The organism is Stenotrophomonas sp. RIT-551 (genome assembly GCF_026241915.1).
In the GTDB taxonomy this organism is placed as follows: domain Bacteria; phylum Pseudomonadota; class Gammaproteobacteria; order Xanthomonadales; family Xanthomonadaceae; genus Stenotrophomonas; species Stenotrophomonas bentonitica_A.
This window is the reverse complement of record NZ_JAPJIU010000001.1, coordinates 375,329-389,685: the sequence shown is the minus strand read 5'-3', so window position 1 is coordinate 389,685 and position 14,357 is coordinate 375,329. Positions and strand designations below refer to the sequence as shown.

Sequence of the window (14,357 nt, the reverse complement as noted above, 5' to 3'; positions counted from 1 at the left end):
CAATGACGAGATCCATTCTCATCCACCGCCGGGCGCGCTTCGCCTTGCCGCTGGACCGCCCCCATGTTGAAGACCATCATTTTCCAGCTGCACTGGCTGCTGGGCATTACCGCTGGCACCGTGTTGGCGGTGATGGGCCTGAGCGGGGCCACGCTGGCCTTTGAAGACGAGATCATGCGCGCGGCCAACCCGGCCCTGGCGCAGGTGGTGCAGCGGCACACGGCGGGCGAGCAGCCACTGGCCCTGACAGAGCTGCTGCCACGACTGCAGCAGGACATGCCACAGCCGCTGCAGCGGCTGCGCGTGGACGCCACCGGGCAGCGCCTGTCGGTGGCGCGTTTCGAAGGCGGCCAGGCGAATTGGCGCTATTTCGATCCGTACACCGGCACCGTGCTCACCGGGCTGAAGGGGCTGGACTTCTTCGCCTTCGTCGAGGATCTGCATCGCCACCTGGTCAGCGGTGAGCGCGGCAGCCTGATCACCGGCAGCTGCGCGATCGCGCTGGTGTTCTTCTGCCTGTCCGGCCTGTACCTGCGCTGGCCGCGGCGCTGGTGGCACTGGCGCACCTGGCTGGCGGTGGAGTGGGCGCGCAGCGGGCGCAGTTTCCTGTGGAGCCTGCACTCGGTGGTCGGCACCTGGGTGCTGCTGGTCTACCTGATGATCGCGCTGACCGGGCTGTGGTGGTCGTTCGACTGGTACCGCAAGGGCGCAACCGCATTGCTGGGCGGCCCCGCGGCCGAGCAGACCGCGCCGCGCACCCGTGGCGGCCCACTGGACCTGCACAAGGTGCAGACCACGCTGTACGCCTTGGAAGGCGTGCGGCGCGGGTACATCGATCTTCGTTTCCCGGCCAAGCCAGGCCGTGCGCTCACCAGCCGCGTGCAGGGAAGCAACACCGCGCACGACCGCGCGCAGGACATCCTCCAGCTCGATCCGTCCACGGGTGCCCTGCTCTCCTACGAGCCTTACCGCAGCAAGAACGTTGGCGGCAAGATCATCGTCAGTGTGTTCGCGCTGCACTCGGGCAGCTTCTTCGGGCTGCCGGGGCGGATCATCGTGATGCTCTCCAGCCTGGGCATGCTGGTGTTCTTCATCACCGGCTGGATGCTGTACCTGGACCGCCGCCGCAAGAAGCGCGACGTGCGCGCCTCGCGCCTGCCGCTGGCGACGGCCATCGGCACCGGGCAGCCGTGGCTGGTGGCATTCGCCAGCCAGAGTGGCTTTGCCGAACAGCTGGCCTGGCGCACGGCTGCACAGCTGCAGGCGGCCGGCCTGCCGGTGCACGTCCGCCCGCTGGCGCAGGTGGATGCCACAGTGCTGGCAGACACGGAGACCGCGTTGTTCGTCATCAGCACCTTCGGCGATGGCGAAGCACCGGACGCCGCGCGTGCCTTCGAGCGACGCGTACTGGCGCACGCCGCTGCGCTGCAGGGAATGAGGTATGCCGTGCTCGGGCTCGGCGATCGCGAGTACGGCCGCTTCTGTGGTTTCTCGCGCCAGGTGGACGGCTGGCTGGCGGCGCAGGGCGCGCAGCGGCTGTTCGCCAGCATCGAGGTGGATCGCACCGATGCGGTGCCACTGGCGCAGTGGCAGCAGCGGCTGGCCCTGCTGACCGGCGTTGAGGACCACACGCCGCTGCCGGCGCCGGTCGCGCTGCAGCCGTGGGCACTCGGTGCGCGCACCGTGCTCAATCCGGGCAGCGCCGCCGGGGCGATCTGGCAGGTGGCGCTGCACCCGCCGGCCCACGCGCACTGGCAGGCCGGTGACATCCTGGAGATGGCGCCCCGCCACGCGCGTGCCCACGTGCTGGCGGCACTGGCCCGCAACGGCCTGGATCCGCAGGCACCGGTGACGGTCGATGGACGGATCACGACGCTGCTCGAAGCGGCTGCCGCGCGCGTGCTGCCGGAGGCTGTGGAGCCACGTGATCCCGCCGCCGCAGCCGATGCCGCGCGCTGGCTGGCGCGGCTGCCGGCGCTGCCCCATCGCGAGTACTCGATCGCCTCGGTACCGGCCGATGGGGCCGTGCAGTTGGTGATCCGCCTGACCGCGCTGCCCGACGGCCGCCATGGGCTGGGCTCTGGCTGGCTGTGCGTGCATGCCACCGAGGCGGAGAGCATCGCGGCCCGGGTACGTCGCAACACCGGCTTCCATCGCCATCCCGAGCGTGCCCCGATGCTGCTGATCGGCAACGGCACCGGTATCGCCGGCCTGCGCAGCCTGCTGCGCGAAGCGGACGCACAGGGCGACCGCGGGCACTGGCTGGTGTTCGGCGAGCGCACCCGCGCGCACGATTTCCTCTATCGCGAGGAGATCGAGGCCTGGCAGGCGAAGGGCCATCTGAGCCGCGTGGACCTGGCGTTCTCGCGCGATGCCGAGGGTGGCGGCTATGTGCAGGATCGTCTGCGCGCCGCACCGGAGGCACTGCGCGCATGGGTGGATCTGGGTGGCAGCATCTATGTGTGCGGCTCGTTGCACGGCATGGCCGAAGGCGTCGATGCGGCGCTGCGCGAGGTACTGGGCAACGATCCGGTCGATGCCCTGCTCAACGACGGACGCTACCGTCGCGATGTGTATTGAGCAACGCCCGGCCGCTCAGGGGAACCAGCGGCGCAGATAGCGCGCCGTCGCCCCCTGCCTGGCCCTGCTGACCTGTGCCGGCGTGCCCTCGGCCACGATCCGGCCGCCCTCTTCGCCAGCCCCCGGCCCCACATCGATCACCCAGTCCGCATCGGCCACCACGCGCAGGTCGTGCTCGACGACCACCACCGTGTTGCCGGCATCCACCAGACCGTGCAGCTGCGCCATCAGCTTGTCCACGTCGGCCGGATGCAGGCCGGTGGTCGGCTCGTCCAGCACGTACAGGTTGCTGCCGTGCTGGCTGCGCTGCAGCTCGGTGGCCAGCTTGATCCGCTGCGCTTCGCCGCCGGACAGCTCGGTGGCGGGCTGGCCCAGGCGCAGATAGCCCAGCCCGATATCCCGCAGCAGCTGCAGCGGCCGCTGCACCGGTGGCTCCTCGGCGAAGAAGGCCAACGCCTCCTCCACCGTCATCGCCAGCACCTGCGCGATGTTGCGCCCGTTCCACTGCACCTCCAGCGTCTTGGCGTTGTAGCGCTGGCCATGACAGGTGGGGCACGGCGCGTAGACGCTGGGCATGAACAGCAGTTCGACGTGGACGAAGCCCTCGCCTTCGCAGGTCTCGCAGCGGCCGGCGGCGACGTTGAAGGAGAAGCGGCCGACGCTGTAGCGCCGCGCCTTGGCCGAGCGTGTACCGGCGAACAGCCGGCGAACATGATCGAACAGGCCGGTATAGGTCGCCAGATTCGAGCGCGGCGTGCGCCCGATCGGCTTCTGATCCACATTGACCAGGCGTTTGATCGCCTTGGCCCCGTTCAAGCGGCCCCGCGTGCGTTCCATGCGGCTGGGCTGCGGCAACTCGCTGTCGGTTTCCTCGATCACCGGCTCCTGCCCCAGGTGTTCGCCCACCAGCTCCACCAGTGCCTGGCTGACCAGACTGGACTTGCCCGAGCCGGAGACGCCGGTGACTGCGGTGAACGCACCAAGCGGAAAGCGCGCCTCCACGCCATGCAGATTGTTGCGGTGGACGCCCTGCAGGCCCAGCCAGCCGGACGGCGCGCGCGGCGTGCGGCGCGTGCCGGTGGCGTCCTGGAACAGATACGGCGCAGTGACCGAGGCTTTGACCGTGCGCAGGCCGTCCGGCGGCCCGCTGTAGAGCACCTGGCCGCCATGCTGCCCTGCGCCGGGGCCGACATCCACCAGCCAGTCCGCGCGGCGCAGCATCTCCAGATCATGCTCGACCACGAACAAGGTATTGCCGCCGGCCTTGAGCTGGGCCAGCGCGTCGTACAGGGCCTCGCCATCGGCCGGATGCAGGCCGGCGGTGGGTTCATCCAGCACGTACACCACCCCGAACAGGCTGGATCGGATCTGCGTCGCCAGGCGCAGGCGCTGCAGCTCGCCCGGCGACAGCGTCGGGGTCGCGCGGTCCATCGACAGATACCCCAGGCCCAGCGACTGCAGCGTGCCGATCCGCTCGACCAGATCGTGCGCGATGCGCTGTGCCGCGATGCGTTTCTCTTCGGACAGATCCGGCGTGCGGCGTACGTCACTGCCGCCGGCATGCGCATTGCCACCGGCGGCGACGCGCTTGGCGGTGGCCTGCCGGCCTGCGCTGCGGCTGCGTGTGGCCGTGGCGGCCGGCGCATCGAAGTGGCCTTCGGCCGCAGGACGCAGCGCCTGCGCCATCGCACTGAGCGGCAGCTGCGACAGCGTGCCGATGTCCATGCCGGCGAATGTCACCGACAGCGCTTCGCGCTTCAGCCGGCGGCCATCACAGACCGGGCACTGGGCGCCGATCATGTAGCGGGCCACGCGCTTTTTCATCATCGCGCTCTGCGTGGTCGCAAAGGTGTGCAGCACATAGCGGCGCGCACCGCTGAAGGTGCCCATGTAGCTGGGTTCCTCCTTGCGCCGCAGCGCGGCGCGGGTTTCGGCCGGGGTAAAGCCGGCGTAGACCGGCACCACCGGTTGTTCCTCGGTGAACAGGATCCAGTCACGCTGTTTCTTGGGCAGATCGCGCCAGGGAACATCCACGTCGTAGCCCAGCGTGACCAGGATGTCGCGCTGGTTCTGCCCGTGCCACGCCGGCGGCCATGCGGCGATGGCCCGCTCGCGGATGCTCAGCGACGGATCGGGCACCATCGATTGCTCGGTCACCTCATACACGTAGCCCAGGCCGTGGCAGTTCGGGCAGGCGCCCTGCGGCGTGTTCGGCGAGAAATCTTCGGCGTACAGCATGGGTTGCCTGGCCGGATAGGTACCGGCGCGCGAGTACAACATCCGCAGCAGACTCGACAGCGTGGTCACGCTGCCGACGCTGGAACGCACGCTGGCGGTGCCGCGCTGCTGCTGCAGGGCCACCGCCGGTGGCAGCCCTTCGATCGCATCCACATCCGGCACGCCGACCTGGTCGATCAGGCGACGTGCGTAGGGCGACAGCGATTCCAGGTAGCGCCGCTGTGCCTCGGCGTAAAGCGTGCCGAACGCCAGCGAAGACTTGCCCGAGCCGGAGATGCCGGAGAACACCACCAGCGCATCGCGCGGGATCTCGACATCCACATTCTTCAGGTTGTGTTCGCGTGCACCCCGGACGCGCACGAAGGCATCCGGGGCAGTGGGAGGCGACGGCCGGCGCGTGGATTTCTTCATAGGTGGACAATAGCGAACCACAGCGCCGGCTCACCGCCGGTGAAGAACGGTGAGCGCGGCCTTGACGCAGCCTCAGGCCGTCGCCCGCACAAGCGCCGGCGGCGGTGGCGTCACGACGAAGGCATCCACCGCTTCGCCCAGCAGCGAGGCCTGGCGGTCCAGGGCGCGCGCCGAGGCCGAAGCCTCTTCCACCAGCGCCGCATTCTGCTGCGTGCTGCCATCCATCTGCAGCAACGTCTGGCTCACCTGCTCGATGCCCGCCGTCTGCTGCTGCGACGCGGCTGAAATGCTGGCCATGATCGATGTCACCCGCTGCACGCTGCCGACGATCTCACCCATGGTCGCACCCGCGTCATCGACCTGGCGCGTGCCGGCATCGACCTTCTCCACCGAGGCTTCGATCAGCTGCTTGATCTGGCGCGCGGCGTCGGCACTGCGTTGTGCCAACAGGCGCACTTCGCTGGCCACCACCGCGAAGCTGCGCCCCTGCTCGCCGGCCCGCGCCGCTTCCACGGCGGCGTTCAGGGCCAGGATGTTGGTCTGGAACGCGATCCCGTCGATCACCCCGGTGATCTCCCCGATCCGCCGCGAGGACAGGGCGATATCGGCCATGGTGGTGACCACCTGCGCCACCGATTCGCCGCCGCGGGCCGCAACTTCGGCCGCGCGTATCGCCAGTTGGTTGGCCTGCTGCGCTGAATCCGCGTTCTGCCGGACGGTGGCCGAGAGCGCCTCCATCGACGAGGCCGTCTCTTCCAGGTGCGCCGCCTGGCGCTCGGTGCGATCGGAGAGGTCGTGGTTGCCGGCGACGATCTCCCCGGCGGCATGGTTGATCGCCAGCGACGCCTGCTGGATGCGCGCGACGATGTCGGTCAGCTGCATCACCGTGGCATTGGCGTCGTCGCGCAGGCGGGCGAACACGCCGTGGAAGTCACCGTGCATGCGGACGCGCAGATCGCCCTGCGATAGCGCCGAGAGCAGCCCCTGCAACCCGGACAGATTGCGCTGGAAGGTATCGAGCAGGTGGTTGATGCTCAGGGCCAGGGTTTTGACGAAGCCCTGCTTGTCGTCCACCGTGATGCGCCCGTGCAGTTCCCCCCGTGCGGCGGCATCCACCAGTGCGGCGACTTCGTTTTCCACCGTGGTTTCCAGCGCGCGGCTGCGCCACTCCACCGCTGCGCCCAGCAGCTGGCCGTGGTCCACGATCGGGGTGATCACCAGCTGGTAGCGGATGCCCGCGTGCTCGATCTCGCGGCTGGCGCGCTGGCCGGCCTGCAGCGTCGGCACCAGGGTGGCGAAGGCCGGATGCAGGGCGGCAGCCGGTTGGCCGCTCCAGTCGGCGTGCGTGAGCTGCAGTTCGGCCAGCAGCGCCTGGTTGAGGAAACCGATCTTCCCCTCACCGTCGAGTACCATCACCCCGGTCTGTGCGCAGTCCAGCGCCTGGCGGGCACGGGTGTTGTCGCGCGCGACCGCGCGCTCGGCGTCGATCCGCTCACGCAGGCGGTGCTGCATGTGGCGCAGGCGCGCGGCCAGCTGGCCGATCTCGTCGTGTGGATTGTGGATGGTCAGCACCGTGTCGAGCCGATCCTCGGCGATGTCCTCGGCAAAGCGCAACGTATCGGTGATCGGGTGGCGCACCGCGCGCAGCACCAGCAGCAGCGTGGCGATCAGCACCACCGCGACCAGCAGCAGCGTGAGCGCGAATACGATCCCCATGGTGCTGGCCCGCGCGGCCTGTCGCTCGCGTGCCGCCGTCAAGGCCAGCGTCTGCGCCTGTTGCAGCGCCTGCAGCCCCGGGCCGATCTGGGCCGCGGTCTCGGCCAGTGACTGCGCTTCCACGTCCAGCCCGATGCGGGCAGCGGTGTAGGCCAACAGTGCGCCCTGGTAGTCGTCCATCTGCGTCCGCAGTGCCTCCTGTATCTCCGGCCCCAGGCGCGCCTGGCCCAGTGCGAGATCGAAGGGCAGCTTCTGTTCGCTGGCGCGATCGGTGTGCGCCGAATCGCCGGTGAGCAGCAGCAGGCTCTCCTCGCGGCGCATCTTCTGCAGCTGGGCCATCAGCGCCGGGCGCGCGCTGGCCTCGACGCTGGCCTCCAGCGTGGCAGCAGCTGCTTCCAGCTGTGCACGCAGGCCGGCATCGCCGCGTCCCATCTCGTCCACGCGGGCGTTCAATGCGGTGATGCCCTCGGCAAAGTCGGCTGCCCGCGTCGCCAACTCACGCAGCGCACCGGCACTGCCGGCATCGTGCGGATCGCGCTGCAGCCGGGCCAGCGTGGCCTCCAAGCGCTGGTGCGCCGCCTGCAGGGCGTCGCGATCGACATCATCGAAGGTGCTGGCATACCGTGTCTGCAGGCGTCTCGCCTCGGCGACTTCGGTTGCCAGCGTGGCCGCCAGCGCGGCCTCCTGCTGGTGGGCGGCGAAGGTCTCGGCCGCCCGCTCGGTATCATGCCGCGTCCAGCCGTAGACCACGGCCACCGCGAACAGGCCCAGGCCGCAGATCAGCAGGCTGGCCCTGAGTTTCTGTGCCACGCTGAGACGACCGAGCCCGGCCAACCGGGACGGCGGGGCCAGACGAAAGCGGAACCGGTCGCCCAGGCGGGCGACGAACAACGACAGGCGGCGGGGGACGGCCGACATCACGTACTCCAGGCGGAAGGACGCATCGATATCGGCGGGTTGTGGAGGAACTTTAGGGCCCATCTCAACCAGCGGCCATGGCGTCGCCAGCGGCTCCCGTTGTAAGCGAGCCAGACGACGAAGTGATGACGGTCCGGCGACCAGCGCCCTGCGGCTGCATCCGTGGCTGCATCCGCGGCTGGTCGGGGTGGGCGTGAGGCCCAGGCGGCGCTATCGCGGACTGCTTTCCGATGCGGAGGACGGGCCAGCCGCGACCCGCAATGGCACCCGGATAACGCTGTCTGAATGCCAGTCGATGCGTAGTGGTTCACCCGCATCGGCAACGGACTCGTTGCTCACGTCGCGTCCGGTCCCGTAGTTGACCTGTTGGCCCGGCCCACGCAGCACATCCACAACCACCAGCAGACGGCTTCCTGCAGCCATGCGACGCCCAGTCATGCGGGTGCGATCGAATGACAGCCGCGTCCACTTCCCGGGCGTAAGCAGTCTGCGCTTGGTCATGTCCTGCACATAGCTTGCCCTGCCGATGTAGTAGCTCAGTTGCATGCGACGTCCATCGAGCATCACTTCATACAGCGAAATACCGAGGTCGACGTCGCGCTTGTTGATGCGGATCTTCAGATCCCCTGAAAAACTGCCGACGATGTCGGTGGCCTGCTCGAACTGCGCGCTGACAAAGCTCAGGCCGCTCTCGGCGGGCGCATCATCCTGGACGATGGGCCAAGGATAGTAGCTGTGCACCGGCGCAGTGCGGTCGGAAAGATCGACCGTCTGACGAAGGTATCCAGCAGGCCGGGGTGCTTGGCGAGTCAAGGGGTACCGGTCTCCCTCGCCATCGTGTGACAGATGCAGGGCCACCTGATCACCTCCCGCTTCAGCAAGCGTGTCCGCGTGCCACCACTGATCGGTGCCCATCAACTGGTAGTTGACCCGGCCCGATAGCAGCGCCGGAAGCGGCGCACCAGCCAGGACATGATCGAACCACTGGAAGGTAAGGGCCTGGGTATCGAACTGCGCCGAAGCATCCAACGTGTAGCCCCGCAACTGCATGGGCTTGCTCGCCGCCTGCGCGCCAAAATGATCGTACGGACCGATGAGCAGACGGTGGTCGGCTGCCGGGAGGTATCGGACATGCTCCTTGACGTACTGCAGCGCAGAGATCTGGCCGTCATCGTAGTAACCCGTGATCGACAGCGCTGGCACAGTGATACCAGCAAACTGCGCCCCGTAAGGCACCATGGCCTGCCAGTACGCGTCGTAGTCGGGATGGTGCAACCAGCGCTGGAGCCAGGGGTTGGGCATGCCATCCACTTGGTCAATCTCGCTGAAGGCACGACCGCTCTCGTACCAGGCATCGCTCAAGAGCTTCCATCGCTCGCGCTGGCCATAAATCTCCTTGTCGAGCAGTCGGTTGCTGGCAACATAGAAGGGCCATGCGTAGTTGGCGGTCAGGAAGATGTTGTTCTCCATCGGCAATCCGAGGCCTGGAATCGCGGCCACATAGGGTGCGATCGCCTTCAGTGCGGGATGCCGGTAGCTGGCCGCCGCCCACGCGGCGAACCCGGAGTAACTGCCGCCATACATCACTACGCGACCGTCATTCCAAGGCTGTCGGCTGATCCAGTCGATGGCTGTGTTCGCATCTTCGCCATCGTGTTCGTACGGGACGATTGGTCCATTGCCCAATCGTTTTCCGCGCGCGTCGACCACGACGCCAGCGTATCCCCGTGCGGCCGCCTGCACCGCCTCGTTCCGATTCTGTACTGGGTCGGCGTAGATGGTGAATACCATTGCGGCCGGCAGCGCAGCACGGGAAGTCCTGCGCGGGCGGGCCACGTGCGCGGAGAGGAACACGCCCCCGTCGGCGGCAATCATTGCTTTGTCGTCAATGAGAAACCGTCTGCCCTCGTCTTCTCGAATCAGCGCGGGCGAAAAGCGTTCGGCCATGCGGTAGGTCTTCACGAAGGCCGCCTGACGAATCAACTCGAGTGCATCCGCCCGCGCGATGGCGGCCTGCCCCGCGTGTGCCACGATGGCTTGGCGCAACCGACTATTCGCGCTGGGCAGGTCGGCAACGAACCAGTAATGCGTCTGCACGGCAGCCAGATCATCCAGCGTGGCAAACCAACCGCGGAACGCAGCTGCATAACTGGCACCTGCATCGCTGAAAGGCCCAGTCTCTGCTTGGGCAAACAACAGATATGGCACCCACCGCTGGGCGCGGGCTGCCTCCCCGTTCTCGACTAATGCACCCATCAGCGCGTGTATCGAGCGCGATGCGTCCGGGTAGCGCCCCGCGACGAGATGAAGTTGGCTGCGCTGTGCCTCCGTGAGTGATGCTGCCTCGGCGGGATCATCCTGCAGCAACGCGCACGCAAGCTCCGCTAGATCTGCGTCCATCCGCTCTGGCGCACCTGAGATACCCGCCGGCCAGGCCACGAGTGCGGCATCCGCCTTTGCTTGGGCAGGTCCCGCTGCCAAGGCGAGAAAGAGGCAGAAGCATAGGCCCCAGGCGGAGGCGCGGCGACGCGGAGGAGGGTCGGTAATGGCAGCCAAAGCACAGTCCTTGTACGACAAGGGAACCTGGGCCAGCCGACGAGCATTGCTGACCAGCGCCGATGATCATAAGGGCATTGGCTCCCACCTGCCCCCTTCATCACCCTCTGTGCACGCCCTGCTTCGCCAGATCGAAAGATGCCCACCGCGCTGCATGTCGATCCTCACAAGCCATGTCTTGGCGTCGGACGCAGGAGCGGACCGGCCACCTGCCAACTTGACCCGGTCCGGCGTTGCCCGCGGGTGAAGCCACCATTCCCGCGCGTCGTGAGAGAGTGGCGCCGCCAACGGCCCTGCAGCCCTGCGGCGCATGAACGTGCGAAAGTGAAGGAAGGGACAGCGCCTTCACGGCGATTGCGCTGAACTAGCGCTGGGGTCGCGGCCGGGGCCGCTGCAGGCGCCGGTGCGCGCCACCGCACCTTGGGCCGATCACGACGCACCAACGCCATACCGCACGGAGAGAGACCGCCATGAATGCCGCCTTCAAGATCTTTCTGCTCGCCGGTGCACTGCTGTACGGCCTGCCGGGGCTGGTGTGGTGGGTGAACCATCGGCGGGCCAAGCGCGCACGGCTGGCCCAGGGCGCGATCAGCGTCGAGGTCCGCGCGCCATGAGCGGAAGCGAAAGCACCCGGGCGCCCCTGACTGAAGAACAGCGGCAGATCCTGCGCGACATCAACGCTACGCGTCCGGTCAGCGATGAGGCGGCCAACTGGGCCGTCAAGGCCGGCTACGCCGCGCAGGCCGAAGACGGCGACATCGACCTCACCCAGGCCGGCCGCCAAGTGGTGGACTCCAGCACGCTGTAGGGGGCCACTGCCCTCGCCCGTCATTCCGTGCGCCGGAGGTCATCCGTCCGAATGACACTTGAAGGGCGTCCCGGCCCGTGCGAAAAGTGACGCCCGCTCTGGTCCGATTGAAGCAGGCACTGCCGATGAAACGCTTCCCCGCTGTTGTCGCCGCCGTGCTCGTAGCCGCCGGCATGCTCGCGCCCCTGGCGGCATCCGCTGGCGAGGAGGCCGAAGACGCCGCTGCCCTCACGCGCACCATCACCGGATTGGATGACCAGGTCTTCGACGCTTACAACCGCTGCGACCTGGAGACCTTTACCCGCTACTTTTCGCCTACCGTCGAGTTCTATCACGACAGCGGCGGGGCCACCTTCGATCGCGACACGGTGGTCTCCAACACGCGCAAGTACATTTGCCACAAGGTCCGCCGCGAACGGGTTCCCGGGACGCTCAAGGTCTACCCGATCAAGAACTTCGGCGCGATCGAGGAAGGCGAGCACCGCTTCTGCGAGGTGGCCACCGGCAAGTGCGAAGGCAGCGCGAAGTTCGTGATGGTCTGGCAGCACAAGGACGGGCAATGGCAGATGACCCGGGTGCTGAGCTACGGCCATCGCGCGTTGACCGTGGCTGAAAAGGCGGCGCTGGAGACGACAGGACAAAAGTGAGGCCTGGCAGGGTCGGTCCGCACTGTCACAGTGCGCCTGAGGGCTTGCCGGTATCCCGTTGCGCCGGTTGCATCCGGCGGCCGGCAATGCACACCACCACCGCCGCGACCGCGAAGCCTCCGGCGAGCCAGAGATTGGCGGTCAGGCCATACCGGTCCAGTGCCTGGCCCCCCATCCATGCCCCGGATGCGATACCGATGTTGAAGGCGCCGACGTAGAGCGAGGAGGCGACCTCCACCGCCCCTGGTGCGGCCTTCATCATCCACGTCATCAGGCCCACCGATACCCCGCCGTAGGCCAGCCCCCACGCCAGCAGCGCCATGGCGCCGCCCAGGCGGGAATCGCCGATGGACAGGAACAGCAACGGCGCCAGTACCAGGCCCGCCGCGATCAACGACACCGTCAGCGGGGTACGTCGTGCTGCCACGATGCCGGCGATGAAGTTGCCTGCCATCCCGGCGGCGCCGTAGCCGAACAACAACAGCCCGACCCAGCGCGCGTCGAAGCCCGACACCGACAGCAGCAGCGGCCGCACGAAGGTAAAGGCGATGAAGTGTCCGGCCACCAGCAGGAAGGTCAGCATCAACCCGAGCTGCAGCCCGCGGTTGCCCAGCGCGTGGCCGAATTGACGCAGGGGGGTCGCACCGGACGACGGCAGGCGGGGCATGACGGCCATATGCAGGACGAGTACGGCACCTCCCAACAGCGCCATGCTGCCGAACGCCCAGCGCCATCCCAGCAGTTCACCGATCAGCGCACCCAGTGGAACGCCCAGTACCGATGCCGCCGCCACGCCGCCGAAGATGAGCGATGTTGCCAGGCCAACCGATCGGGCGGCCACCAGCCGCACCGCCAGGCCGCCGGCAATGGCCCAGATGCCGCCCATGCAGAGCCCGACCAGCACGCGGGCTGCCAGCATCCAGGCCAGGGTCGGTGCGAGCGCGGAGACCAGGTTGGCGATGACCAGCATCCCCAGCAGCGCGCACAGCAGCGTGCGGCGATCCACGCTGCCGGCGCTGATCACCACCAGCGGTGCGAACAGCGCTGCCAGCAGTGCCGGCAGCGAGACCATCACGCCCGCGGTGCCGGTGCTCGTTCCCAATGCGTCGGCGATCGACGTCAGCAGCCCCACCGGCAACATTTCCGTGGTGACGACCGAGAAGGTGGCCAGACTGGCGGCGGTGACCGCCCACCACGCGCGCGGCGATGTCGATTCCACGTGCGTGCGCATCAGCCTTCCCCCAGGTCGCGGTCGTCGCGCGGCCGCAACTGTCGATACGCGACCACGGCCGCCAGCAGCACCGCACCGCCGGCAGTGACCGCCAGCAGGAATCCAGCGCGCGCGCCGTACGCATCCACTCCGTAGCCTGACATCGCCGCGCCCAGCGCCACGCCCACGTTCAGCGCCGCCAGCAGCCAGGTCATGCCCTCGGTGAGCTGGCGCGCCGGTACCTGCTGCTCGATCAGCGACATCGCCACGATCATCGTCGGTGCGAAGAAGGCGCCGGCCACGAGCACCGTCGCCACAAGTGAGCCGATGCTGCCGACCAGCAGCAGCGGCACGGTCGTCAGGGCAGTCGCCATTCCACCCAGCAGCACCAGGCGGTGCAGTGGCGCCTTCAGTTTGAGTGCGCCGAACAGGACCCCGGACAGACAGGACCCGGCCGCATACGCAGAGAGCACCAGGCTCGCCGCGGCCGGCTGGCCCAACTGCGCCGCGTAGGCGACGCTGACGATATCGATGGTGCCCACGATCACCCCCATCGCCACCATCAGCAGCGCCAGCCAGCGCACGCTTGCCAGGCCGATCACGGACCCTGAGTGCTCGCCGGTCGATGGCACGGCCTCGATGGGCGGCTCGGTCCTGCGCTGGGCGACCAGGGCGAAGACGCCGATCGGCAGCAGCATGGCCGCGGCAAGCACGCCGGCCTGCGGAAACAGCGAGACCGCCAGACCGACGGAGAGCGGCGGCCCGGCAATGAAGGTCACTTCATCGAACACCGTTTCCAGCGAGTACGCCGTCTGCAGGCGCGGCTGACCGCGGTAGAGCGCCGTCCAGCGCGCGCGCACCATCGCCGACAGGCTGGGCATGGCACCGGCGAGCAGTGCACCGACGAACAGCAGCGCGACCGGGGCGTGGTACCACGAGCCGCCGAGCAGGAGCAGAAGGCCGATCACGCTGATGCCGGTCGCCATCGGCAGTACCCGGCGCTGCCCCTGCCGGTCCACCAGGCGCGAGACCTGCGGAGACACCAGTGCATAGGTGAGCACGAAGGTCGCCGCGACCGCGCCGGCCAGCGCATAGCTGCCGCGCACCTGGGACAGCAGCGCGATGATGCCGATCCCGGTCATCGGCAGGGGCAGCCGCGCCAGCAGGCCGGCCAGGGTGAAGCCGGCCGTGCCGGGCGCAGCGAACAGATCGCGATAGGGGCGGTTCAACCTCGTCTCCATGGGCATGCTCACCCATTTACATACACATCGTA

The 14,357-nt window shown here is 68.2% G+C and carries 9 protein-coding genes; 4 read left to right on the top strand and 5 right to left on the bottom strand.

Features of this window, described 5'->3' with window-relative positions:
* The first annotated feature begins 63 nt into the window (after positions 1-63).
* Positions 64-2,580, top strand: coding sequence for a PepSY domain-containing protein (locus ORK51_RS01590; protein ID WP_266083639.1), 2,517 nt, complete (start codon positions 64-66; stop codon positions 2,578-2,580).
* A 15-nt stretch (positions 2,581-2,595) separates the two neighbouring features.
* Here the strand turns inward: ORK51_RS01590 and ORK51_RS01585 are convergent, their stop codons facing one another.
* The 3 genes from ORK51_RS01585 to ORK51_RS01575 form a co-directional block, all read right to left on the bottom strand.
* Positions 2,596-5,229 (bottom strand): excinuclease ABC subunit UvrA, encoded by a 2,634-nt coding sequence (locus ORK51_RS01585; protein WP_266083637.1) that lies wholly within the window; start codon positions 5,227-5,229, stop codon positions 2,596-2,598.
* A 72-nt stretch (positions 5,230-5,301) separates the two neighbouring features.
* On the bottom strand, positions 5,302-7,863 hold the full coding sequence (locus ORK51_RS01580) for a methyl-accepting chemotaxis protein (protein WP_266083635.1): 2,562 nt from the start codon (positions 7,861-7,863) through the stop codon (positions 5,302-5,304).
* A gap of 210 nt (positions 7,864-8,073) precedes the next feature.
* Complete coding sequence (locus ORK51_RS01575; RefSeq protein WP_266083633.1) at positions 8,074-10,263, bottom strand: CocE/NonD family hydrolase; 2,190 nt, start codon at positions 10,261-10,263, stop codon at positions 8,074-8,076.
* A 626-nt stretch (positions 10,264-10,889) separates the two neighbouring features.
* On the opposite strand from ORK51_RS01575, the gene ORK51_RS01570 reads away from it, so the two are divergent.
* The 3 genes from ORK51_RS01570 (at position 10,890) to ORK51_RS01560 (ending at position 11,874) form a co-directional block, all read left to right on the top strand.
* Complete coding sequence (locus tag ORK51_RS01570) at positions 10,890-11,033, top strand: hypothetical protein (protein ID WP_019183543.1); 144 nt, start codon at positions 10,890-10,892, stop codon at positions 11,031-11,033.
* Complete coding sequence (locus tag ORK51_RS01565) at positions 11,030-11,227, top strand: hypothetical protein (RefSeq protein WP_266083631.1); 198 nt, start codon at positions 11,030-11,032, stop codon at positions 11,225-11,227. Before ORK51_RS01570 ends, ORK51_RS01565 begins: the two co-directional genes overlap by 4 nt.
* Positions 11,228-11,334: 107 nt before the next feature.
* A complete protein-coding gene (locus tag ORK51_RS01560; protein WP_266083629.1) occupies positions 11,335-11,874 on the top strand; it encodes a nuclear transport factor 2 family protein in 540 nt (179 codons plus the stop codon).
* Between the two features lie 25 nt (positions 11,875-11,899).
* Here ORK51_RS01560 and ORK51_RS01555 read toward each other — a convergent pair whose 3' ends face one another.
* Both ORK51_RS01555 and ORK51_RS01550 read right to left on the bottom strand, forming a co-directional pair.
* On the bottom strand, positions 11,900-13,105 hold the full coding sequence (locus tag ORK51_RS01555; protein ID WP_266083628.1) for an MFS transporter: 1,206 nt from the start codon (positions 13,103-13,105) through the stop codon (positions 11,900-11,902).
* Positions 13,105-14,313 carry an MFS transporter gene (locus ORK51_RS01550; protein ID WP_156785707.1) on the bottom strand — a complete coding sequence of 403 codons (1,209 nt, stop codon included), beginning with the start codon at positions 14,311-14,313 and terminating at the stop codon, positions 13,105-13,107. The genes ORK51_RS01555 and ORK51_RS01550 overlap by 1 nt, the downstream gene beginning before the upstream one ends.
* Between the last annotated feature and the right edge of the window lie 44 nt (positions 14,314-14,357).

Excerpts from the sequence above, each read along its gene's own strand:
- ORK51_RS01590 (WP_266083639.1), top strand. The coding sequence starts at position 64 with ATGTTGAAGACCATCATTTTCCAGCTGCACTGGCTGCTGGGCATTACC.
- ORK51_RS01585 (WP_266083637.1), bottom strand. The coding sequence starts at position 5,229 with ATGAAGAAATCCACGCGCCGGCCGTCGCCTCCCACTGCCCCGGATGCC.
- ORK51_RS01580 (WP_266083635.1), bottom strand. The coding sequence starts at position 7,863 with ATGTCGGCCGTCCCCCGCCGCCTGTCGTTGTTCGTCGCCCGCCTGGGC.
- ORK51_RS01575 (WP_266083633.1), bottom strand. The coding sequence starts at position 10,263 with ATGGACGCAGATCTAGCGGAGCTTGCGTGCGCGTTGCTGCAGGATGAT.
- ORK51_RS01570 (WP_019183543.1), top strand. The coding sequence starts at position 10,890 with ATGAATGCCGCCTTCAAGATCTTTCTGCTCGCCGGTGCACTGCTGTAC.
- ORK51_RS01565 (WP_266083631.1), top strand. The coding sequence starts at position 11,030 with ATGAGCGGAAGCGAAAGCACCCGGGCGCCCCTGACTGAAGAACAGCGG.
- ORK51_RS01555 (WP_266083628.1), bottom strand. The coding sequence starts at position 13,105 with ATGCGCACGCACGTGGAATCGACATCGCCGCGCGCGTGGTGGGCGGTC.